Raw genomic sequence first — 19,860 nt, 5'->3', positions numbered from 1 at the left:
GGTGAAGACCTCGAACGACAGCCGGGACACGCCCCACACCTCGTGGAAGTCGTACGGAATGCCGAGCACCGGTTCGAAGTCGGCGCGGCGACCGGTGTGTTCGCGCTCACGGGAAGCGCGGCCGGTGTGGCACGGAACCTGGTGGCGCTGGAGGACGGGTACGGGCCGCACATCGTCAGCCGGAACACACAGCTGACGCCGGGGGAGGCGCAGCGGCTGATCCTGGGGTACGCGAGGGCCGCGACGGGCCGCGCGGAACTGTGAGGGTCCCCGGGATCGAGCGGGCGCCGGGTCCTTGCGCCCGGGTCGAGCAGGACATCAACGGCCGCGCGGAGCCGTGACGGGGCGAGGCGGTGCGGCCCCGCCCCGTGACTCCCTCAGCCCCGCCCCGCGATCAGCCGTTCCCGCTGGACCGGGTCGGCGGCGACCGCGGCGGCGGTCAGGGCCATCGCCGCGGCCCCGTCCAGCACCGCACGGTCCGCGGCCGCGCCCACGCAGTGCGCCGCGAACTCCTTCTGGTGGTTGACGGCAGGCAGCGAACCGATGCCCAGGTACGGGTGGATGGCGGGCAGCACCCGGGACACGTTGCCCATGTCCGTGGAGGCCCGGTTCATCCGCGCGGCGGGCGTCCCGGTCTCGAAGCGCCGGCCCAGTTCCGTCGCCGTACGCCGGTACGTCGCCAGCAGTTCCGCGTCATTGCGGAACTCCGAGTACGGGCGGCTCTCCGGCTCGATCTCCAGCTCGCAGCCGGACGCCAGAGCCCCCGCCTCGAAGCACCGCTCGACCCGCGGCTGGAGTTCGGCGAGCTGTTCCAGGGTGTCGGCGCGTACGTACCAACGCCCCTCCGTCAGCTCCGGGATGGCGTTCGGGGCCTCGCCGCCGCGCGTCATCATGCCGTGCACCCTGGTCCGCCCCGGCAGCTGCTGACGCAGCAGTCCGATGGCGACCTGGGCGACGGTGAACGCGTCGGCCGCGTTGCGCCCCTGCTCCGGGTAGGCCGCCGCGTGGGCCGCCTTGCCGTGGTAGCGCACCTTGAGATGGGCGACGGCGAACGGGTCCGCCTCGGCGACGTCCACCGGCCCCGGGTGCACCATCATCGCGGCGTGCACCCCGTCGAAGGCGCCGCGTTCCAGCATCAGGATCTTGCCGCCGCCGCCCTCCTCGGCCGGGGTGCCGAAGACGGTGAGGGTGAGCCCCAACTCGTCGACGAGGGTTGCCAGTCCGGCCGCGGCGCCGACCGCGGCCGCCGCGATGATGTTGTGCCCGCAGGCGTGGCCGAGGCCGGGCAGTGCGTCGTACTCGGCGCAGATGCCGAGGTGCAGGGGCCCGGATCCGAGGGTGGCGGTGAAGGCGGTGGGCAGACCGGCCGTCCCCGGCCGGACGTCGAAACCGAGGTCGTTCAGCGCGTGACCGACCCAGCGGGCCGCCCTCTCCTCCTCCCACGCCACCTCGGGGTGGGCGTGGATGCGGTGGCTGAGGGCGAGCAGCTCGTCGGCGACCTCGGCAACTGCCGTGCGTACGGGTTTCATTCGTCCCCCGGTACGCCGTACGAGGGTGCGTCGCCGGGGGCGAGTGCGCGGCGTACGTACGCATCGGCCTGCGGCTCCCACACCGTCCACAGCGTGGCGAGTTCGGCGACCGGATCGCCGTCCGTCCAGTCGACACGGAGGTCGGTCACCGGCCAGGCGACCTCGTCGGCGACGAGCAGTCCGGCCGAGCGGACGGGCCCCTCCTCGCCACCCGCCGCGGCGCCGGCGGCCAGCGCGTCCACCAGGCGCCGGCCGAGCGGGGCGGCCGGGTCGGCGGCGAACGCGTCGAGCATGGCCTGCGGGACTCCGGGGCCCGACAGGAGGTTCCCGGCGGCGACGGCGTCCGGGCCGACGGCCTCCGCGTACCGGCCGAGCGCCCGCGCCCCCGAGTACACGGCTCCCGGACCATGAGCCCCGACAGCCGTCAACTGCCGGTATTCCACGCAAGGTTCCGTGACGACGACCTCGCGCACGGCCGCGGTCGCCGAGCCGCCCTCGCCCAGCAGGTCGAGCAGTCGGGTGCCGAGCCGCGGATCGGTGACGTTCTGCGAACAGACCGCGCCGACGCCCGCCCGCACATGGGCGCAGCGCGCGGCCACGGCGGGCGAGGAGGAGGTGACGGCGACGCCGAACTGTCCGGTCCGGGTGCAGCGGGCGGCGATCGAGAAGGTCACCGATCCCCCTTGGCCCGTACGGCGGCGGCTTCCGCCCGCCGTTCGGCCGGGATCACCGCGGTGACGTCGATCTCGACCAGCCACTCCGGGCGGGCCAGCGCGGAGACGACGAGCCCGGTGGAGACGTAGTGCACGCCCTTCAGCCACCGCCCCATGGTCCGGTAGACGGGTTCGCGGTAGCGGATGTCCGTCAGATAGACGGTGATCTTGACGATCTCGTCGAGCCGGCTGCCGCACTCGTCGAGCAGCATGGCGATGTTCGCCATGGCCTTCTCGGCCTGGGCCGCGACATCTCCGACGCCGACGTTCTCGCGGGTGTCGAGGTCCTGGCCGATCTGCCCGCGCAGATAGACGGTGCCGTCGGCGACGACGGCCTGCGCGAGATCGTTGGAGAGGTCCTGCTCGGGATATGTGTCGGCGGTGTTGAAGGACCGGATCCGGTCGTGCACGGGGCTCACTTGGCGGACCTCCCCAGCGAACCGAGCACGTTGTCGGAGAGCCCGGCCGCGTCCTTGACCAGGTCGAGCGGGCCGTCCCAGTCGAAGTTGCGGTAGACGGCGCCGAGGTGGGCGAAGGGCGGCGACTGCGCGAACAGCTGGAAGGTCAGCCGGTGCCCCGCGTAGTCGGAGTTCAGCAGGTCACGGGCGTACGCGAGAAGCTTGCGGCGGTCCTCGGCGACCCAGTGCTCGTTGATCGAGTAGAACTTGTCCAGCCACGGCTTGGTGTCCGGGTGGTCGAACGACGCCTTGTCCGGGGTGATGCAGATCTGGCCGCCGCACAGCTCACGGGCGATGTGCATCATCTCGTGCAGTTGCGAACAGGCCAGTACCCGGCCGGTGTAGAGCAGCGACTGGTTCGGCATGAGCAGCCCGCCGGGGCTGGGCTCGGCCATCGCGATCGCGGCCGTGAGGTGCGCGTTGATGCCTTCGCGGTAGCAGGCGAGGGTGGCCAGCTTCTCCTGGACGGCCTGCTGCTTCTCCAGACCGGTCTGCTTCACGTTCCACAGCGCGGCGCCGATCATGAGGTCCGCGAGCCGCAGATTGCGCTGGGTGAAGGCGAAGGCGCTGTAGCGGTGCAGGGTCGCGCGGATGAAGGTGGCGGCCTTGGTGTCCCGGTAGAAGAGGACGTTCTCCCAGGGGATCTCGACGTCGTCGAAGACGACGAGCGTGTCGACCTCGTCGAAGCGGTTGGAGACCGGATAGTCCTCGATCGGCTTGGCGCCGGCGAAGCCCGTACGGCAGATGTACTTCAGACCGGGGGCACCCATGTCGAGCATGAACCCGAGTGCGTAGTCGGAGAGTTCGGAGTCGCCCCAGTTGGCGATCGTCGGCTTGGTGAACGCCTGGTTGGAGTAGGCGGCGGCCGTCTCGTACTTGGCTCCGCGCACCACGATGCCGTTGTCCGTCTCCCGCACGACGTGCAGCAGCATGTCCGGGTCCTGGTCCTGCGGGCGCTTGGAGCGGTCGCCCTTCGGGTCGGTGTTGGCGGAGACGTGGAACGGGTCGCCGTAGCAGGCCAGGTCGATGTGGCGCTTGACGTTCTCGGCGTACGTCGGGTTGATGGCGTTCAGGACGTCCTGGCCGTCGATCAGCGACCAGACCTCGCCGATCGTCTCGTCGCCGACGCGGGTGACGACACCGCCGACATCGCTGAGCACGGCGTCGGTGGCGGCGCGCTTGGCGTCCCAGTCCTCGCGGGTCCGCGGCGGCTTCTGCTGCACGGCGTTGACCTCGCCCGTCTCCGGGTCGGTGTACGCCATGGTGTCCCGGGTCGCCGGCTCGTGGGCCATGTCGTAGATCCGGGCGCGGATGTCGACGAGCGGCTTGAAGGCAGGGTGCGCGGGGACGTCCGCGACCTTCTCGCCGTTGATCCAGACGTCGCGTCCGTCGCGGATCGACTCCCGGTACTGCTCTCCGGTGCGGATCATCTCCGTACTCCTTCTTCGGTGCGGGTGGTCACAGGGGGCGGTGCGCGCCGTACGTACGGGCGTGGTGGACGAGCGGGCGGGCCGTCGTGGAGACGGCGCTGGCGAGGACGGCGCCGAACAGGACCCGGTGCGTGCCGGAGACGACGGCATCGGTGAGCCCGCAGTCGAAGGCGGCGGCGGCGTCGCGCAGCAGGGGCGACCCGGTGGTGTGCGTGTCCCAGTCGGCGCAGCCGAAGTCGTACGGGGCGGTGGCGGTTCCGGGACCGGGCCGACCGGCGAAGACGTCCGAGACATGCGCCTGGCCGAGACCGAGGACGCTGACGGCGAAGTGGCCGTTGCGGACGGCGGCCGCGGCGAGCGGGCTGCGCTCGTTCACGCAGACGAGCAGCGACGGCGGGTCGGCGGTGACGGAACACATGGCGCTCACGGTCTGGGCGAACCGGCCGGCCGGACCGTCGGTCGTGACGACGGTGACACCGGTCGCGGCATTGCCCATCGCGGCGATGAAGTCGGCGCGGTCGGTGGCCGGTTGGACCGGGTGGTGCGGAGCGATCGTCATGGGCTGCGGCCTCCCCTGGAGTGGTGCGGTCCTGGTGGTTGACCACTATGGGAGGGCAGCCCGTCATCCGTACAGCAGATCTTTCAGCTCTATTGCATAGATTTTCCAGATGCAGGGATGTTGTCGGAGGTCAGCCCCGCAGCGCCTCCCGGCACACGGCGGCGAACGCCTGCGCCCGGCCGGTCAGCCGGACGCCCCGGAGCCCCGCGAGGACCACCGGCAGCGCGGGCAGATGGTCGGCCAGGGGCAGGTCGACGACGCGGGCGCCGTCGTACGTGCGGTCGTGCGCCGGCCGCTGGTTGAGCAGCGCCCAGCCCTGTCCGGCCGCGACCAGCGCACGTACCGTCTCGTAGCTCCTGGTCCGGTGGCGCACCCGCGGCTCCCCGCCCGCCTTGGCGACGACCGACTGGAAGTAGTCCCGGCTGACCGGCAGGTCGAGCAGGATCATCGGCTCCTCGGCAAGGTCCGCAAGGCGCGCCGAACCGCTCCCGGCCAGCCGGTGCCCCTCCGGGACCAGGGCGTAGGGCGGGGCCATCGCCAGCACCTCGCGCTCGATGTCGTCGTCCAGCTCCAGGTCGTACAGGAGCGCCAGCTCGCACTCGCCGGTCCGCAGGCTCTCCTGGAGCGCGGGGGTGTCCCCCTCGTGCACCTCGATCCGCACCGCCGGATGGTTCTCGCCGAACTCCCGCAGCAGACGCGGCAGATAGAACGGGGCCAGGGTCTGGAAACAGCCCACGGCCAGCTCGCCGACCAGGTCCGAGCCGAGGCTGCGGGCGGACTCGGCGAGCTCGTCGGCATGGGTCAGAAAGCCACGCAGCTCATGCAGGAACCGCTCCCCCGCCCCGGTCAGCGAGAGTCCCCTGGCGTGCCGGCGGATCAGCAGCTGGACCCCGAGCTCGCGCTCCAGATGGGTGACGGCCGTGGAGACCGCCGACTGCGACACGTTGATGCGCTGCGCGGCGGCGGTCATCGAGCCGAGCTCGGCGGCGGCGAGGAAGTACCGAAGCTGTACGAGGGTGAAGTTCGCGTCCTTGGCCATGACCGGATTCTGACCCCTGGCCGGACCGGTTGCATCAATAAATCCGATGCAACTGCTGCGAAATCACTATTTGACCGCTGACTGAAACCGTTCGAGACTCACCGACCACCCGCACCTGTACGCCATGGAGTCCGCCTCACCCCCGTTCCCACCCCCGTCCCCAGGGAGTCCGCATGCCCGGTCCCGCAGAACCGACCACGCCCGCAGCGCCCGCCGCCGTCGAACAGCACACCATCGACCACGTCCCCGATCATGAACGGCACGGCCGGGTACGGGACCTGTTCACCATGTGGTTCGGCACGAACATCGCGCCGCTGCCGCTGGTCACCGGCGCGATGGGCGTCCAGGTCTTCCACCAGTCGTTCTGGTCCAGCGTCCTCGCGATCATCGTCGGGCAGCTCGTCGGCGGCGTGTTCATGGCGCTGCACTCGGCGCAGGGCCCGCAGCTGGGCGTCCCGCAGATGATCCAGAGCCGCGCCCAGTTCGGTGCGATCGGCGCCCTGCTCATCGTGGTCGTCGCGGCCGCGATGTACATCGGTTTCTTCGCGTCGAACATCGTGCTCGCGGGCAAGTCCCTGCACGGCCTCTCGCCCGCCGTCCCGGTCGACGCGGGCATCCTGCTGGGTGCGCTCGGCTCGGCGGTGATCTGCTGGATCGGCTACCGGCTGATCCACACCCTGAACAAGGTGGCGACCTGGGTCCTGGGCATCGGCATCGTCGCCGGCCTGGCGGTCGTGGTCGCGCGCGGCCTGCCGGACGACTTCTTCACCCGGGGCGGCTTCACGTTCGCGGGCTGGCTGGCCACGGTCTCGCTCAGCGCCCTGTGGCAGCTGGCGTTCGCCCCGTACGTCTCCGACTACTCCCGCTACCTGCCGCGCACCGTCCGCACCGCGTCCACCTTCTGGGCCACGTACTGGGGTTCCTGCCTGGGCTCGACCCTGGCGTTCCTCGCGGGCACGGTGATCGGACTCGCGGCACCCGGCACGGATGACACGGTGGCCGGCTTCGACTCGGCGGCGGGCTCGTTCGGCCCGGTGATCCTGGTGCTGTTCCTGTTCAGCGTGGTCAACCACAACGCACTGAACCTGTATGGGGCGGTGCTCTCGCTCATCACCATCGGCCAGACCTTCCGTACGGACTGGCAGCCCCGCCAGGCGGCACGCGGTGCGGTGTCCGCCGTGGTCCTGGCGGCGTCACTGCTGATCGCGGTCGGCCTGGCCGGCGACTTCGTCTCGCAGTTCGTGAACCTGGTGCTGGTGCTGCTGGTGGTCCTCGTCCCGTGGACGGCGATCAACCTGATCGACTTCTACCTGGTCCACCGCGGCAGTTACGCACTCGGCGACCTCTTCCTCCCGGACGGCGGCCGCTACGGCCGCTTCAACCCGGTGGCCCTGGTCTCGTACGCGATCGGCATCGCCGTCCAGCTCCCGTTCGTCGCCACGTCCCTCTACACGGGGCCGCTGGTCGCACCGCTCGGCGGCGCGGACCTGTCCTGGCTCGTCGGCCTGGCCGTGACGACACCGGTGTACTACCTCTGGGCCCGGAACCGGGGCGAAACGGCACCGGCATCCGCACAGCGGAACGCACCGCGCGAACCGGCGACGACCGCGTAACGAGCGGGGGGCGGGCAGACCCGCACCCGCCCCCCACCGCCCGTCAGACCGCGCGCTCCACCACACCCCGCGGCGCACCCGAGGCCGCGTCCGGCTCGGCCTCCGCAGCCGTCACCGCCACCACCTCCGTCACCTTCTCCTCCGCCGGAAGCCCGCGCATGAGCACCCAGTACCCGAGCGCCGCGACCGTCCCCAGTACCCCGCACATCCCCCACAGCCATGTCGCCCCGTAGTGATCGATCACCAGACCGGACATCAGCGGAGCGACGAGCGCGGCCGCCGACCACGACAGCGTGTACATGCCCTGGTAGCGGCCGCGGCCGTGGGCCGGGGAGAGGCGGACGACCAGGCTGCTCTGCACCGGTGCGTTGATGATCTCGCCGACCGTCCAGACGCAGATCGTCAGCGCGTACACGGCGACCGACCCGGCGAACGCGGTCAGCCCGAATCCGTACCCGGCCAGCAACGACGACACGATCAGCAGCCGGCGCGGGTCGCGGTGCTGGATGAAGCGGGTGGCGGGGATCTGGAGCGCCACGATCAGCACACCGTTGACGGCGACCGCGGTACCGAAGTCGGAGCTGGAGAGCCCGTCCGTACCCATCGCCACCGGCAGCCCCACATACCCCTGCTGAAAGATCAGCGCGACCACGAACGACAGCCCGACGACGCTCATGAAGCGGCCGTCGCGCAGCACGGTGGAGAGCCGGACCTCGGACGTGGCCGCGCCGCCCTTCGGGGTCCCGGGCGTCCGCTCCGGCCGGGACTCCGGCACCTTCAGGAAGACGACGACCGCGCAGAACAGCGTCATCGCGGCCTCGGCCATGAACCCGGCCCGATAGCTGTATTCGGCGATGAACCCCGCGCCCGCGGACGACACCGCGAAGCCCAGGTTGATCGCCCAGTAGTTCAACGAGAACGCCCGCACCCGGTCCTCGGGCCGGACGATGTCGGCCATCATCGCCTGCACGGCCGGCCGGGACGCGTTGCTCGTCATGCCGACGAGGAACGCGACCGCGGCGATCGCGACCGGATGGACCATGAACCCGAGCAACGCGACCGACGCGGCGGTCGAGGTCTGCGCGATCAGCATCGTGGGCCGTCGCCCGAGCCGGTCCGTCATCACCCCCGCGCCGAGCGAGGAGACGACCCCGCCGAGCCCGTGCAGCGCGACGACCAGCCCCGCGTACGACGCGGAGTAGCCCCGGTCCAGGGTCAGGTACAGGGCCATGAAGGTGGCGACGAACGCCCCGAGGCGGTTGACCAGGGTGCTGGTCCACAGCCACCAGAACTCCCTGGGGAGACCGGACACGGTCTCGCGTGCGGCCCGTCTGAGACCGGCGACAGACATAACGGTTCCCCCCGGGGACGTACGGAACGGATTCGAGCGGTAAGTGGCCCGATGGCTATCAGAACATTACGAAGTGCTGCCTCCGGACCGCCACTCGTTTGACGGCTGCCGTCAATCGAGGCCGCCCCACCCGCCACTCCCCCGCCGCCTGTCCGCCCTGTGACCGGCCGCGCGAAGCCCAGACGGGTTCGATTACGCTCGGACGCATGGCCGACGCACCGTACAAGCTGATCCTCCTCCGCCACGGCGAGAGCGAATGGAACGCGAAGAACCTGTTCACCGGTTGGGTGGACGTCAACCTCACCGAGAAGGGCGAGAAGGAGGCAGTCCGCGGCGGTGAGCTGCTCAAGGACGCCGGTCTGCTCCCCGATGTCCTGCACACCTCCCTCCAGAAGCGCGCCATCCGCACCGCGCAGCTCGCGCTGGAGTCCGCGGACCGCCACTGGATCCCGGTCCACCGCTCCTGGCGCCTGAACGAGCGCCACTACGGCGCCCTGCAGGGCAAGGACAAGGCGCAGACCCTGGCCGAGTTCGGCGAGGAGCAGTTCATGCTCTGGCGCCGCTCGTACGACACCCCGCCGCCCGTCCTCGAGGACGGCGCCGAGTTCTCGCAGAGCGACGACCCGCGCTACGCGTCGATCCCGAGCGAGCTGCGTCCGCGCACCGAATGCCTCAAGGACGTCGTCGAGCGCATGCTGCCGTACTGGTACGACGGCATCGTCCCGGACCTGCTGGCCGGCCGCACGGTCCTGGTCGCCGCCCACGGCAACAGCCTCCGCGGCCTGGTCAAGCACCTCGACGGCATCTCGGACGCCGACATCACGGGCCTGAACATCCCGACCGGCATCCCGCTCGCCTACGAGCTGGACGCCGACTTCCGCCCGCTGAAGCCGGGCGGCACGTACCTCGACCCGGACGCGGCGAAGGCCGCCATCGAGGCAGTGAAGAACCAGGGCAAGAAGAAGTAGGTTTTGTGATCACGCCCCTCACCTGCACTTTTGATGCGGATGAGGGGCACTTTCATGTCCTGGGCCCACTCTGGACCCCCAGTGCTCCGGATCCTGCGGCCGGAGCGCCCTGCCGAGAACCTTCCGGGCCCGGTCCCGCAGGGGCCCGGCAACGGTTGCCCACGTCTGCCGTACGCCCCCTTGGCAGACCCTCAGGACGGCATTTCAAGCGGGGCGGGCAGATCTCGCCGCCCCAGGATTACCGTCCTCACTCCGGCACCGTGTCCTCGCAGCTCTCCGAAACTGTCACCACGCCGAAGACCACCGGGAAATCGGTGATTTGCTGGTTCGGGCCCGGCTGTGAGTTGCAGATCTTCCACGCAGCTGGGTCGTCCACCGGACGGCCCTGTCCGCTCGCGTCCTCGAAGACCATGTCGATTGTGGAGCTCATCTGCTCGTGCGCACGCCCGGCATTGCCGCCGATGACGTCGGGCATGGTGGCGGCGACCGGCTCGGGGTTCGCCGAGCGGCGCGTCTCGGCGGACCCCGAGCCGGTCGTGGTTCCCGCCGGGACGTCCGGCACGGACGACGCGCCGCAGGCGGTGATCGAGGCCAGGAGCGTGGCGGCGAGGGCAGGTCTCAGAAGCTTGGTGACGGTCATGTTCATCCAGCGTAAAGGCAGTTCGGAACAGTATTCACGGTGAGACAAGAGGAAGCACCGCTTTCTTGATTGCGGTTCGGATGCCAGGCCCGCTAGCCCCCGCCGACCGCGCGGAAAAGTCCGGCGCCGATTCCGATCCGCTCCGCTAGGGTCCAGCCTCATGTCCGCACCGACCGCTGATCACCATTCGATCACCGACGCCATAGTCGCCAACGCAGCCCGATCCACTCTGCCGTACCAACAGGCCCATCGCGGGACGGACTTCGGAACGGCGTTCTGGTTCAACGACCTCGTCGACAAGCAGGGTGACACGGAGACCGTCCGGCAGTATCTGGTGACGGCCCGTGCGATGACCCGGTACGACATCGCCGAGGTGCGGCTGCGGCCGGAACTGTCGACGTCGGCCATGAGCGCCAACGCCCTCGCGATGCTCGCGTTCGAGGACGGGTGGATCCCGCTCGGTGACTCCGGTGTCGCGGTGATGCCCGCCGCCTCGCTGCACGCGCTCGCCCGGCGCAAGCGGTGGGAGTGGACGACCGACGAGATCACCGACGGGTTGGCTGCGACGGCGGAGGACGTCGCCGGTATCGGAGGCGAGCCGGTTCCCGCGTATGTCCTGGGGCACGATGTCGGGCCGGACCGGACCGACCGGCCGCAGGCCGTCGTGGTGGGGACCGTCGTGCGGGACGCCGCCGACGGGCCGGTGCGGTGGGACGGCACCGTTCCCGTGGGGTGCGTCGGGGCACCCGTCTTCGCCGGAATCCACCTCGACGGACCGCAGTTCAGACTCGTCTGTCTCGGCGTCGTCCTGCCGGGAGACGGCTCGCAGCATCCGGTCGCCACGTTCGACCGGATCCGGTCCGCCGTACGAGAACTGCCCGAACCGTCGTCCCCCGCGGATTCCGACGACCCGGCGTCCTCCCCCAAAAGGTGGTGGCGGCGCGCGAGGTGACGGCCCGTATCCACCGACGTACGCTGTGGCGCAGCACGTTGGGAGATCGGGAGAACGGTCATGGGCGAGCCACTGAAGACCTTTGTCGGCGGCACCGAGGTCGACGTGCCCAACAGCATTCCGGACATCCGCGCCACGCTGCCCGAGGAGAGACGCGAGGAGTTCGACCGCGCCATCAACGGGGCCGGCGTGCACGAGATCCAGGCCGTGATGCGGCACTGGATGCTGGAGGCCGTGCCCGATCCCGAGGCCGAGCGGATCCTGGACCGGCTGGCGCAGGACGAGGCCGAGAGGCGGAGCGTCGCTTGAGCTTCCGTATCTCCTACGCTCCGCCCGCCGACGACACGCTGGCCAAGATGCGGGAAGGCGGGACCTTCCGGGACGAGATGGCGCGCACCCTGGGGAGCGACCCGTACGGGCACGGGTCGTCCGCCGTCAAGGGTGAGCACGACCGCCGTGAGGCGACGGTCGCCGGGGCCATCGTGCTCTATTACGTCTCCGGGTCCGTCCTCACCGTCACCGTGGTGAGGCTCGTCCCGCTCCCCTGACTCCCGCCGCTCAGACCAGCTTTGCGAGCTGCGCGTCGACGATCACGGTCGGCAGTTCGAAGTCCTGGCCCGTGCCGGAGGCGGCCAGATTGAGGGAGCTGAACGACGCGACCGTGGCGCCCTGGCGTGCGACGACCAGCTTGAGCAGGGCCTTGTCGCCGTCCTGTTCCATCGTCAGTGTCCAGGCTGCGGCCTCCTCGCCTCCCGCGATCTTCTCCTCCTCGATCGTGACGACCTTCTGCGTCGTCCCGGCAGCGGTGAGGGCGAAGCCGCCGGAGCACGCGGTCGCCGCGGTGCGCAGGCTCTCGACGGTGTCCTGGGCGCCCTTGCCGTCGTACGAGGCCAGGGACGTCAGCGTCGTCGTGATGTCGAAAGCGGCGGCGAACGCCTCGCCCGCGTCCTCGCTGTCCAGCTTGTCCTTCTGGTCCTTCTTGGGCTCGCTGACCACCTTGCGCCGGTTGACCGCCGCGGGCGCCCCGAGCTCGGCGCCCATCAGCGCGTCGGCAAGGGGCTCGCATGCCTTCTTGTCCGCGGTGACGTCGGAGGCGGCGAGGGCATCGTCCTTGCCCGCCTTGGCGATCTTGTGCCCCTTGACGTCGCCCTGGACCAGCGCGGCCTTCTCCAGCTCTTCGGCGGTAAGCGCCTTGGCAGCCGGCTGGGCCGCTGCGCTCTCCTTGCCCGTGCCGTCGGCTGCCTTGCTGCCGGAGTCGGATTCTCCGCCGCACGCGGTGGCGAGCAGGGTCAGCGACATCGCGCAGGCGGCGGCAACGACGGTACGGCGTATGGCAGTAGATCTCATGGCCCAACCCTATGAGCGGGCTATGGTTTGATGATCAACCAATAAGGGCACGGCACTTGATCGTGATTGCGTTGTGATCATCCCGTGAAGGGGGCACTCCCGTGCCGAGCCGATCAGCTGTTCCGACCGTGCTCGATGCCGTCGGCGTCGGCGGGGACGACATCGCCGTCCGCCTCCCGCTCACCGGCGGCACGGGGATGAGCGCCGTGCCACCGCCACGCTCTCCGGCAGCGGCGATGTCACGGTTGACTGCGGGGGCGACGTCGACGGAGCCGTCGGGTACGGCGCCGTGGTGCAGGACGTCGGCGGGGGAGGTCAACTGGCGGGCCGCTGAGTCAGATGCGTGAACGCATCCAGGTTCCGCGTGGACTCGCCGCGCGACACCCGCCACGCGTACTCCTTGCGGATCGCGCTCGCGAAGCCCAGCTCCAGCAGCGTGTTGAAGGAGCCGTCGGCCGCTTCGAGGACCGTGCCGAGCAGCCGGTCCAGTTCCTCGGGCGTGACCACCGAGAGCGGCAGCCGGCCGACGAGGTAGATGTCGCCGAGCCGGTCGATCGCATAACTCACGCCGAAGAGGCGGAGGTTGCGCTCCAGCAGCCAGCGGTGGACCGCCGCGTCGTTCTCGTCCGGGTGGCGGATGACGAAGGCGTTGAGGGAGAGCGAGTGCTTGCCGACGACGAGCGAGCAGGTGGTGGACAGCTTGCGGGTTCCGGGAAGCTTCACCACGTAGGTGCCGGGGTCCGGGCTCTCCCATTCGAGCCCGGCGTCCTTCAGCGTCGCCTCGATGACCTGCGCTGTTGCCGCTTCGGCGGATACGTCAGCCATGGGGTGAGCGTACGTGAGCCGCGGTGGGCGCGTACGTCGGCCCGGCGGGGGCGCGCTTCAGCCGTGACGGGCGCGCACGTCAGACGTGATGCACGCGGACACGACGGCGGTGCTCGTGCATCGCCGCCGTGTACACATCAGCGGTCGCGGACGCCGCCGTGTCCCAGCCGAAGCCCTGCGCATGCGCGGCCGCCGTCGCGCCCATCCGGGCGACGAGCTCCGGCGACTCGGCGAACCGGGCCAGTGCCTGCGCGTACGCCTCCGGGTCGTGCCCGGGGATCAGGAAACCGGTCGCCCCGTCCCGTACCGCCACCGGCAGTCCGCCCACGGCCGCCGCGACGACCGGGGTGCCCGCCGCCTGCGCCTCGATGGCGACCAGGCCGAAGGACTCGCTGTACGAGGGCATGACCAGCACGGACGCCGCCCGGAACCAGTCGGCGAGCTGGTTCTGGCCGACCGGGGGGTGGAACCGTACGACATCGGCGATCCCCAGCCGCGCCGCCAGCTTCTGCAGCCCTTCCGGTTTGGCGAGCCCGCTGCCGCTGGGGCCGCCGACCACCGGTACGACGATCCGGGAACGCAGCGAGGGGTCCCGGTCCAGCAGCACGGCCACCGCGCGCAGCAGCACATCGGGGGCCTTCAGCGGCTGGATGCGACCGGCGAAGAGCGGGATGAGGGCGTCCTGGGGCAGTCCGAGGCGGGCCCGTGCGGCAGCTCGCCCGTCGGCGGGGCGGAAGCGGTCGAGGTTGACCCCGGGGTGGACGACGGCGACCGCCGCCGGATCGGCCTCGTAGAAGCGGACGAGCTCGTCCGCCTCCTCCGCGGTGTTCGCGATCAGCCGGTTCGCCGCGCTGACTATCTGCGTCTCACCGATGACCCGGGCGGCCGGCTCGGGGGTGTCGCCCTCGGCGAGCGCGGCGTTCTTCACCTTCGCCATGGTGTGCATGGCGTGGACGAGGGGAACGCCCCAGCGCTGCGCGGCGAGCCAGCCGACATGGCCGGAGAGCCAGTAGTGGGAGTGGACCAGGTCGTAGTAGCCGGGCCGCTGGCCGGCCCAGGCCTGCATCACACCGTGCGTGAAGGCGCAGAGCTGCGCCGGCAGCTCCTCCTTGGCCAGACCTTCGTACGGTCCGGCGTCGACATGCCGGACCAGGACGCCGGGCGACAGCTCGACCGCCGGGGGCAGTGCGCCGGTGGTGGCCCGGGTGAAGATCTCCACCTCGATGCCGATCGCGGCGAGCCGCTCGGCCAGTTCCACGATGTAGACGTTCATGCCGCCCGCGTCGCCCGTGCCCGGCTGGTGCAGCGGGGACGTGTGGACGGAGAGCATCGCGACGCGGCGGGGTTTGCGGTAGCTGCCGGGAAAGGTGCCGGGGAACCTGAGGCGCGGCGCCATTCGGCTGCTGCCGAGCCGAGAGACGTACTGGCTCACGCGTCCGGTCCTCCTCGCTCAGGGCATGGCGCCGAAGGGACACGGGGACCCTTCGAAAGGCTGGAACAGCGGAATGGGTCCTTTCATTTCCGATTTACCAAATCATTACGCTCGACTGCGGTGCGTCACCACGCCCGCCCGGACGCGACGGTCCTGCCGGTCCCCGCCCCGGGGATCGTTAGGCTCGCTGTCATGCGCCCCATCGGCACCGCGACCCGCGGGACCACCAACCCGAACCGGCTCCGCCGCATGGACCGCTGGATCGCCGCCACGCACGGCCCGGCCCTGCGCCGCTCCGACGCCCCCGTCGCCGTCGACCTCGGGTACGGGGCCGCGCCCTGGACCGCCGTGGAGCTGCTGCACCGTCTGCGCACCGCCGAACCGCGCACGGCGGTCGTCGGCGTCGAGATCGACCCGGAGCGGGTCGCGGCGGCCAAACCGTACGAGGAAGAGGGGCTCACCTTCGTCCATGGCGGCTTCGAGATCCCACTGGCCGTACGCCCCACCCTCATCCGGGCGGCGAACGTGCTGCGCCAGTACGACGAGGGCGAGGTCGCCGCGGTCTGGCAGCGGCTCTGCGCCCGGCTCGCTCCCGGCGGACTGCTGGTGGAGGGCACCTGCGACGAGATCGGGCGCCGCCACGTGTGGGTGGCGCTCGGCCCGGAGGGCCCTCGCACGGTCACGTTCGCGACCCGCCTCGGCTCCCTGGACCGCCCCTCCGATCTCGCGGAACGGCTCCCCAAGGCGCTGATCCACCGCAATGTGCCGGGCGAACCGGTCCACGCGTTCCTGCGCGACTTCGACCGGGCATGGGCCGCGGCGGCGCCGTACGCCTCGCTCGGCGCGCGTCAGCGCTGGATCACCGCCGTGCGTTCACTGTCGGGCGACTGGCCGCTGACGGACGGGGTGCGGCGGTGGCGGCAGGGTGAAGTCACGGTGAAGTGGGCGGCGCTGCGGCCCGAGAGGCTCTGAACAGGAGCGCGTCGAGGGACGCCCGGGAACGCGGACGGGGCGTCGTTCGTCCCAGACGAGGGGGAGCGATCCCGCGCGACCGGTATGCCCCGAGTGGCCCGAGTGCCCGTCAGGACAGGAGCTCTGTGCCTCTGTTGCTTTTCGGTACGGCATGGCACGATCTCGACGTCGCGAAAAGTTACTGACGGTAAATCAGATCCGTTCGGAGGGGGAGCTCGTGAACCGACGCCACTGTGCCGCTGCCGCGATCACTCTGGTCTGCGCGCTGACCGTACTGACCGCGCCGGCCCAGGCATTCGCGGCGCCCGCACCACCCGCCCCCACCACCTCCCCCGGGGCACCGAGGAAGAGTCTCGAAGAGGTGCGCAAGGAGATCGACGCCCTCTACCGCACGGCCGGGGCGGCCACCGATGCGTACAACCTCGCCGACGAGCAGACCAGGAAGCAGTCCGGCGAGATCGTCGAACTGGCGAAGGCGATCGTCGAGGGACAGGCGAAGATCGCCGACCTCAAGAGCAAGGCGGGCGCCCAGGCCCGCGAGCAGTACCGGACCGGCGGGCTGCCGCCGGGCGCGCAGCTGATGCTCAGCGACGACCCGCAGATGTTCATGGACGGCGTGAACCGGGTCTGGCAGGGCCAGCAGGCCGCCAAGGGGGTCCTCGGCGAACTGACCAGGACCCAGGCGGACCTGGAGATGTACACCGAGGACGCGAGCACCAACTGGCAGAAGCTCGAAGCCAATCGGATCAAGCAGGCCAAGACCAAGAAGCAGATCAACGCGCAGATCGCCGCCGCGAAGAAGCTGGAATCACAGCTGGAGAAAAAGGAGCGGGCCCGTCTCCTCGAACTGGAGCAGGAGGCGGAGTACAAGGCGCAGACCGCCTGGCTCGGCTCCGGCGCACTCAAGGAGATCAACCGCGAGGCGAGCACGCGCGGCAAGAAGGCGGTGGCCTTCGCGACCTCGCAGATCGGCAAGCCGTACGTATGGGGGGCCGAAGGCCCCGGATCGTACGACTGCTCCGGGCTGACGTCCCAGGCGTGGGCGGCGGCGGGACGGCCGATCCCGCGCACCTCGCAGGAACAGTGGCGGCAGCTCCCGCACATCGCGATCAAGGACATGCGCCCCGGCGACCTGATCATCTACCACGGTGACGCCAGCCATGTGGGGATGTACATCGGCGACGGCGCGATCGTGCACGCACCGCGCCCGGGCCGGAACGTCACGCTGGCGGGCGCGGGTTCGATGGAGATCCTCGGGGTGGTCCGCCCGGACAAGTGAGCGCGCCCGCAACAGCCTCCCTCACCCGGTGAACCGGACACCGCGACCCGCCCGCCCGCACCCGGTGACCCGGGCCACACGACCGCCCGTGAGCCACGCCACCCCCGGACCCACCACGGGGTGATGTTTGTCATGGCCCCCCACCCGGCCCCGGGCGGGCACATCGCGCCGGATCCGTGACGGGACGCGGCTTATGGCTCCGCATATGCCAGCGGTCGGTTGCCGTTCGCCATTCCGTTCGCCTGTCCGGTACCGCTATCGTCCCCGTCTGGCGGGTCGTCGATCGTCGTTCCGCCGCGCCCTCGGGGGGAGGGAAGGAAACCGAACCGATGCCCGTACCCGTACCGCAGCAGCGAGCCGTTCCCGCCGTGGAAACCACCCACGTCGCCGACCTCACCCTCCTGGTGATCGAGGACGACCCTGCGGGCACCTTCACCGTCCCCGAGCTCCCTGCCGCGGCCGGCACCCGGGTGCGCATCCGCACCGCCCGCAATCTGACCGAGGCGGGCCGGCTCCTCACGGACGACGTCGACTGCATCCTGCTGGACCTGGCCCTGCCACCCGGCAGCGAGACCCGCGCCACCGGCCAGGGCGAGGAAACCGACGGGCTCGCCACGCTCAAACACGTCCTGCGCATCGCGCCGCGCCACGCCGTCCTCGCGCTCACCGCGGAGGACGACGCCGAGCTGGCCGCCGGGGCGGTGCGCGTCGGCGCCCAGGACTATCTCTTCCGTGGCGAGCTCGACGGGCGGCTGCTCACCCGCGCCATCCGCTACGCCGTCGAACGCAAGCGCGCCGACGTGGCGCAGCACCAGCTCACCGAGTCGAAGCTGCGCGCCCAGGAGAACGCCCGCCTGGAACGCGGACTGCTGCCCACCCCGCTGCTCCAGGGATCCGACCTCCGCTTCGCCGCCCGCTACCGCCCGGGACGCAGCCGCGCGCTGCTCGGCGGGGACTTCTACGACACGGTGCGTACGCCCGACGGCACGGTTCACGCGATGATCGGCGACGTCTGCGGGCACGGCCCGGACGAGGCGGCGCTCGGCGTCGAACTGCGCATAGCGTGGCGGGCATTGACGCTCGCCGGGCTCTGTGGGGACGAACTGCTCTCCACGCTCCAGCAGGTCCTGGAGCACGAGCGGGAGAGCGAGGAGATCTTCGCGACGCTCTGCACCGTCGACATCACTCCCGACGGGCGCCGCGCCGGTCTCTGCCTGGCGGGCCACCCCGCGCCGCTGATCGCTCGCCACGGACGGACGGCACAGCTGCTCCCGTACGAGAACGGCGGCCCGGCCCTGGGGCTGCTGCCGCGCGCCCGCTGGCCGCGCAGACAGGTCGAACTGGGCGGCTCCTGGAGTCTGATGCTGTACACGGACGGTCTGATCGAAGGCCGCGTCGGGGCGAACGAGACGCAGCGGCTCGGCCAGGACGGCATGGTCGCGATGATCAACCGCCAACTGGCGGAGGGGCTCACCGGAGAGGCGCTGCTGGAAGCCGCAGTGGCCGAGGTCCGGGAGCTGAACGGCGGCGAACTGACCGACGACGTGGCGGTCCTGCTGCTCGACCGCGACGGGAGCGGCAACCGGGGCCGGAGCCGGAGCACGTCGCTCCCCCGCCCCCACCCCGGATCGGTGCCGTCACCCGTGAGCGCTCAGCGCCCGCCGTTGTAGGGCCCGTACGGCCCGTCACTGCTGGAACCGCCGCGTCGGCCACCGCCGCCGGAGACCGCCTTGAGCGCGGGCCGTACGTCGACCATGAACACGATCGACGCGACCGCGCCCGCGAGCTGCAGGAACAGCATCGGCACGAAGAGGTTCACGGCAACGGTGATGCCGAGAATGATCAGCCAGAAGGACTTCTTCTGCTTGTCCGCGGCCCGGTACGCGTCCTCACGGGCCGTCGCGGCCAGGAACAGTGCGACCACGGCCAGGACGAGCATGATCATGTACAGCAGCCAGATGAGCGTGCTGAATCCTGTGAGCAACATGGTGTGCACCGCCTAATAAGTGGATGAGCGCCTCGCGGCCAAGGTACCGGGACAACGAGCCGCCCACCCCGAAAGGTGCCCGCCCCGCGCCCCGGTACACACCGTTCCCGGTGCTACTTGGCGGTCGGCGGCGTGGTCTTCTTCGCCACGGGCTTGCTCGTGGGCACGTCCGCGGGCTTACGCGCGGGCGCCTTCTTGACGGGCGTGACCGGCGTCCGGGTCTCCGCCTTGGCAGCGGTCTTCGGCTCGCTCTTCGCTGCGGGCTCCGCCTTCGGCTTCGGCTTGGGCCCGGACTCCCGCCGCGGCTCGACGACGACGGCGATCTCGACGATCTCCTCGGCGGTCTCGCCGCGCCACGTCCGCACGGTCTGCTCGCCGCGCTCGGCGACCTTCTCGTAGGTCTCCCGGGCCCGTACCGCGTACTCCGCGGCCACGCCCAGGCTGCGCATGGCCAGGTCCTGAGCGGACTCGCCGAGCTTCTTCAGATCGGTGTCCAGCGACCCGAGCACCTCGGTGACCTTGGCCTGCACGGTGGCCTGCGCCTCCTTGGCCTGCGTGGTCACCTTCTCCTGCACGGCCTTGGGGTCGCTGTTGCGCACGGCCTCGAACCGCTCGGGCGCCTCGGCCCGCAGCTGCTCGATCAGGGCCGGAACCTTCCGGGCCTGCTCGACGGCGAGGTCGGCCGTACCGGCGGCGAAGTAGAGGGGCGTCGGGTCGGTGAGGGTCTTACGCAGGTCATCGGTGATGGCCATGACTGTGGTCCTCC

At 70.7% G+C, this 19,860-nt stretch carries 22 protein-coding genes; 9 read left to right on the top strand and 13 right to left on the bottom strand.

Annotated elements, in window-relative coordinates; all coding sequences use genetic code 11:
* Positions 1–42 precede the first annotated feature (42 nt).
* The gene (locus AB0I23_RS18725) at positions 43–264 is read left to right on the top strand and encodes a hypothetical protein (protein ID WP_359110513.1); all 222 of its coding nucleotides are present in this window, start codon (positions 43–45) and stop codon (positions 262–264) included.
* 113 nt (positions 265–377) lie between these two features.
* Here the strand turns inward: AB0I23_RS18725 and AB0I23_RS18720 are convergent, their stop codons facing one another.
* The 6 genes from AB0I23_RS18720 to AB0I23_RS18695 all read right to left on the bottom strand — a co-directional run bounded on the left by AB0I23_RS18720 (position 378) and on the right by AB0I23_RS18695 (position 5,728).
* Entirely contained in the window at positions 378–1,529 is a 1,152-nt protein-coding gene (locus tag AB0I23_RS18720; RefSeq protein WP_359110511.1) for a M20 family metallopeptidase, read from the bottom strand.
* Positions 1,526–2,203 carry a DUF1028 domain-containing protein gene (locus tag AB0I23_RS18715; protein WP_359110509.1) on the bottom strand — a complete coding sequence of 226 codons (678 nt, stop codon included), beginning with the start codon at positions 2,201–2,203 and terminating at the stop codon, positions 1,526–1,528. The genes AB0I23_RS18720 and AB0I23_RS18715 overlap by 4 nt, the downstream gene beginning before the upstream one ends.
* On the bottom strand, positions 2,200–2,661 hold the full coding sequence (locus AB0I23_RS18710) for a RidA family protein (RefSeq protein ID WP_359110508.1): 462 nt from the start codon (positions 2,659–2,661) through the stop codon (positions 2,200–2,202). Before AB0I23_RS18710 ends, AB0I23_RS18715 begins: the two co-directional genes overlap by 4 nt.
* Positions 2,658–4,130 (bottom strand): 4-hydroxyphenylacetate 3-hydroxylase family protein, encoded by a 1,473-nt coding sequence (locus tag AB0I23_RS18705; RefSeq protein WP_359110506.1) that lies wholly within the window; start codon positions 4,128–4,130, stop codon positions 2,658–2,660. The genes AB0I23_RS18710 and AB0I23_RS18705 overlap by 4 nt, the downstream gene beginning before the upstream one ends.
* 28 nt (positions 4,131–4,158) lie before the next feature.
* A complete protein-coding gene (locus tag AB0I23_RS18700) occupies positions 4,159–4,689 on the bottom strand; it encodes a flavin reductase family protein (protein WP_359110504.1) in 531 nt (176 codons plus the stop codon).
* Positions 4,690–4,819: 130 nt separating this feature from the next.
* Positions 4,820–5,728: a LysR family transcriptional regulator gene (locus tag AB0I23_RS18695; protein ID WP_359110501.1), complete on the bottom strand. Its 909-nt coding sequence runs from the start codon at positions 5,726–5,728 to the stop codon at positions 4,820–4,822.
* Between the two features lie 173 nt (positions 5,729–5,901).
* Between AB0I23_RS18695 and AB0I23_RS18690 the strand changes: the two genes are divergently transcribed.
* Positions 5,902–7,341: a purine-cytosine permease family protein gene (locus AB0I23_RS18690; RefSeq protein WP_359110499.1), complete on the top strand. Its 1,440-nt coding sequence runs from the start codon at positions 5,902–5,904 to the stop codon at positions 7,339–7,341.
* 43 nt (positions 7,342–7,384) lie between these two features.
* On the opposite strand, the gene AB0I23_RS18685 is transcribed toward AB0I23_RS18690, so the two are convergent.
* Positions 7,385–8,692 carry an MDR family MFS transporter gene (locus AB0I23_RS18685; RefSeq protein WP_359110497.1) on the bottom strand — a complete coding sequence of 436 codons (1,308 nt, stop codon included), beginning with the start codon at positions 8,690–8,692 and terminating at the stop codon, positions 7,385–7,387.
* Between the two features lie 206 nt (positions 8,693–8,898).
* Here AB0I23_RS18685 and AB0I23_RS18680 point away from each other — a divergent pair, with 206 nt between their 5' ends.
* Positions 8,899–9,660 (top strand): phosphoglyceromutase, encoded by a 762-nt coding sequence (locus tag AB0I23_RS18680; RefSeq protein WP_266983164.1) that lies wholly within the window; start codon positions 8,899–8,901, stop codon positions 9,658–9,660.
* 247 nt (positions 9,661–9,907) lie between these two features.
* Here the strand turns inward: AB0I23_RS18680 and AB0I23_RS18675 are convergent, their stop codons facing one another.
* Positions 9,908–10,300: a hypothetical protein gene (locus tag AB0I23_RS18675; protein WP_359110495.1), complete on the bottom strand. Its 393-nt coding sequence runs from the start codon at positions 10,298–10,300 to the stop codon at positions 9,908–9,910.
* A gap of 160 nt (positions 10,301–10,460) precedes the next feature.
* Here AB0I23_RS18675 and AB0I23_RS18670 point away from each other — a divergent pair, with 160 nt between their 5' ends.
* The 3 genes from AB0I23_RS18670 to AB0I23_RS18660 are packed head-to-tail and all read left to right on the top strand — an operon-like array spanning position 10,461 to position 11,800.
* Complete coding sequence (locus tag AB0I23_RS18670; RefSeq protein WP_359110494.1) at positions 10,461–11,252, top strand: hypothetical protein; 792 nt, start codon at positions 10,461–10,463, stop codon at positions 11,250–11,252.
* A gap of 60 nt (positions 11,253–11,312) precedes the next feature.
* Positions 11,313–11,561 carry a hypothetical protein gene (locus AB0I23_RS18665; RefSeq protein WP_037695929.1) on the top strand — a complete coding sequence of 83 codons (249 nt, stop codon included), beginning with the start codon at positions 11,313–11,315 and terminating at the stop codon, positions 11,559–11,561.
* Complete coding sequence (locus tag AB0I23_RS18660) at positions 11,558–11,800, top strand: hypothetical protein (protein WP_359110493.1); 243 nt, start codon at positions 11,558–11,560, stop codon at positions 11,798–11,800. The genes AB0I23_RS18665 and AB0I23_RS18660 overlap by 4 nt, the downstream gene beginning before the upstream one ends.
* Before the next feature lie 10 nt (positions 11,801–11,810).
* On the opposite strand, the gene AB0I23_RS18655 is transcribed toward AB0I23_RS18660, so the two are convergent.
* From AB0I23_RS18655 to mshA, 3 genes are all read right to left on the bottom strand, one after another.
* Positions 11,811–12,599 carry a hypothetical protein gene (locus AB0I23_RS18655; RefSeq protein WP_359110492.1) on the bottom strand — a complete coding sequence of 263 codons (789 nt, stop codon included), beginning with the start codon at positions 12,597–12,599 and terminating at the stop codon, positions 11,811–11,813.
* Positions 12,600–12,914: 315 nt separating this feature from the next.
* A complete protein-coding gene (locus AB0I23_RS18650) occupies positions 12,915–13,424 on the bottom strand; it encodes a YbjN domain-containing protein (protein WP_359110491.1) in 510 nt (169 codons plus the stop codon).
* Positions 13,425–13,503: 79 nt separating this feature from the next.
* A complete protein-coding gene (gene mshA, locus AB0I23_RS18645; protein WP_359110490.1) occupies positions 13,504–14,856 on the bottom strand; it encodes a D-inositol-3-phosphate glycosyltransferase in 1,353 nt (450 codons plus the stop codon).
* 192 nt (positions 14,857–15,048) lie between these two features.
* On the opposite strand from mshA, the gene AB0I23_RS18640 reads away from it, so the two are divergent.
* The 3 genes from AB0I23_RS18640 to AB0I23_RS18630 all read left to right on the top strand — a co-directional run bounded on the left by AB0I23_RS18640 (position 15,049) and on the right by AB0I23_RS18630 (position 18,777).
* The gene (locus AB0I23_RS18640) at positions 15,049–15,828 is read left to right on the top strand and encodes a class I SAM-dependent methyltransferase (protein WP_359110489.1); all 780 of its coding nucleotides are present in this window, start codon (positions 15,049–15,051) and stop codon (positions 15,826–15,828) included.
* Between the two features lie 217 nt (positions 15,829–16,045).
* Positions 16,046–17,107: a C40 family peptidase gene (locus tag AB0I23_RS18635; protein WP_359110488.1), complete on the top strand. Its 1,062-nt coding sequence runs from the start codon at positions 16,046–16,048 to the stop codon at positions 17,105–17,107.
* Between the two features lie 329 nt (positions 17,108–17,436).
* Positions 17,437–18,777: a PP2C family protein-serine/threonine phosphatase gene (locus tag AB0I23_RS18630; RefSeq protein WP_359110487.1), complete on the top strand. Its 1,341-nt coding sequence runs from the start codon at positions 17,437–17,439 to the stop codon at positions 18,775–18,777.
* Here AB0I23_RS18630 and AB0I23_RS18625 read toward each other — a convergent pair.
* A complete protein-coding gene (locus AB0I23_RS18625) occupies positions 18,759–19,094 on the bottom strand; it encodes a DUF2516 family protein (RefSeq protein ID WP_037696004.1) in 336 nt (111 codons plus the stop codon). The two genes, AB0I23_RS18630 and AB0I23_RS18625, sit on opposite strands and share 19 nt — an antisense overlap.
* A gap of 113 nt (positions 19,095–19,207) precedes the next feature.
* Positions 19,208–19,846 carry a hypothetical protein gene (locus AB0I23_RS18620; protein ID WP_359110486.1) on the bottom strand — a complete coding sequence of 213 codons (639 nt, stop codon included), beginning with the start codon at positions 19,844–19,846 and terminating at the stop codon, positions 19,208–19,210.
* Between the last annotated feature and the right edge of the window lie 14 nt (positions 19,847–19,860).

Source organism: Streptomyces atratus (genome assembly GCF_040655115.1).
In the GTDB taxonomy this organism is placed as follows: Bacteria; Actinomycetota; Actinomycetes; order Streptomycetales; family Streptomycetaceae; genus Streptomyces; species Streptomyces atratus_D.
Note: the sequence above shows the minus strand (reverse complement) of the source record. Positions and strands in the feature narration are given on the sequence as shown.

Excerpts from the sequence above, each read along its gene's own strand:
- AB0I23_RS18630 (WP_359110487.1), top strand. The coding sequence starts at position 17,437 with ATGCCCGTACCCGTACCGCAGCAGCGAGCCGTTCCCGCCGTGGAAACC.
- AB0I23_RS18625 (WP_037696004.1), bottom strand. The coding sequence starts at position 19,094 with ATGTTGCTCACAGGATTCAGCACGCTCATCTGGCTGCTGTACATGATC.
- AB0I23_RS18680 (WP_266983164.1), top strand. The coding sequence starts at position 8,899 with ATGGCCGACGCACCGTACAAGCTGATCCTCCTCCGCCACGGCGAGAGC.
- AB0I23_RS18665 (WP_037695929.1), top strand. The coding sequence starts at position 11,313 with ATGGGCGAGCCACTGAAGACCTTTGTCGGCGGCACCGAGGTCGACGTG.
- AB0I23_RS18705 (WP_359110506.1), bottom strand. The coding sequence starts at position 4,130 with ATGATCCGCACCGGAGAGCAGTACCGGGAGTCGATCCGCGACGGACGC.
- AB0I23_RS18685 (WP_359110497.1), bottom strand. The coding sequence starts at position 8,692 with ATGTCTGTCGCCGGTCTCAGACGGGCCGCACGCGAGACCGTGTCCGGT.
- AB0I23_RS18690 (WP_359110499.1), top strand. The coding sequence starts at position 5,902 with ATGCCCGGTCCCGCAGAACCGACCACGCCCGCAGCGCCCGCCGCCGTC.
- AB0I23_RS18670 (WP_359110494.1), top strand. The coding sequence starts at position 10,461 with ATGTCCGCACCGACCGCTGATCACCATTCGATCACCGACGCCATAGTC.
- AB0I23_RS18720 (WP_359110511.1), bottom strand. The coding sequence starts at position 1,529 with ATGAAACCCGTACGCACGGCAGTTGCCGAGGTCGCCGACGAGCTGCTC.
- AB0I23_RS18700 (WP_359110504.1), bottom strand. The coding sequence starts at position 4,689 with ATGACGATCGCTCCGCACCACCCGGTCCAACCGGCCACCGACCGCGCC.
- AB0I23_RS18675 (WP_359110495.1), bottom strand. The coding sequence starts at position 10,300 with ATGACCGTCACCAAGCTTCTGAGACCTGCCCTCGCCGCCACGCTCCTG.
- AB0I23_RS18695 (WP_359110501.1), bottom strand. The coding sequence starts at position 5,728 with ATGGCCAAGGACGCGAACTTCACCCTCGTACAGCTTCGGTACTTCCTC.
- AB0I23_RS18650 (WP_359110491.1), bottom strand. The coding sequence starts at position 13,424 with ATGGCTGACGTATCCGCCGAAGCGGCAACAGCGCAGGTCATCGAGGCG.
- AB0I23_RS18655 (WP_359110492.1), bottom strand. The coding sequence starts at position 12,599 with ATGAGATCTACTGCCATACGCCGTACCGTCGTTGCCGCCGCCTGCGCG.
- AB0I23_RS18640 (WP_359110489.1), top strand. The coding sequence starts at position 15,049 with ATGCGCCCCATCGGCACCGCGACCCGCGGGACCACCAACCCGAACCGG.
- AB0I23_RS18620 (WP_359110486.1), bottom strand. The coding sequence starts at position 19,846 with ATGGCCATCACCGATGACCTGCGTAAGACCCTCACCGACCCGACGCCC.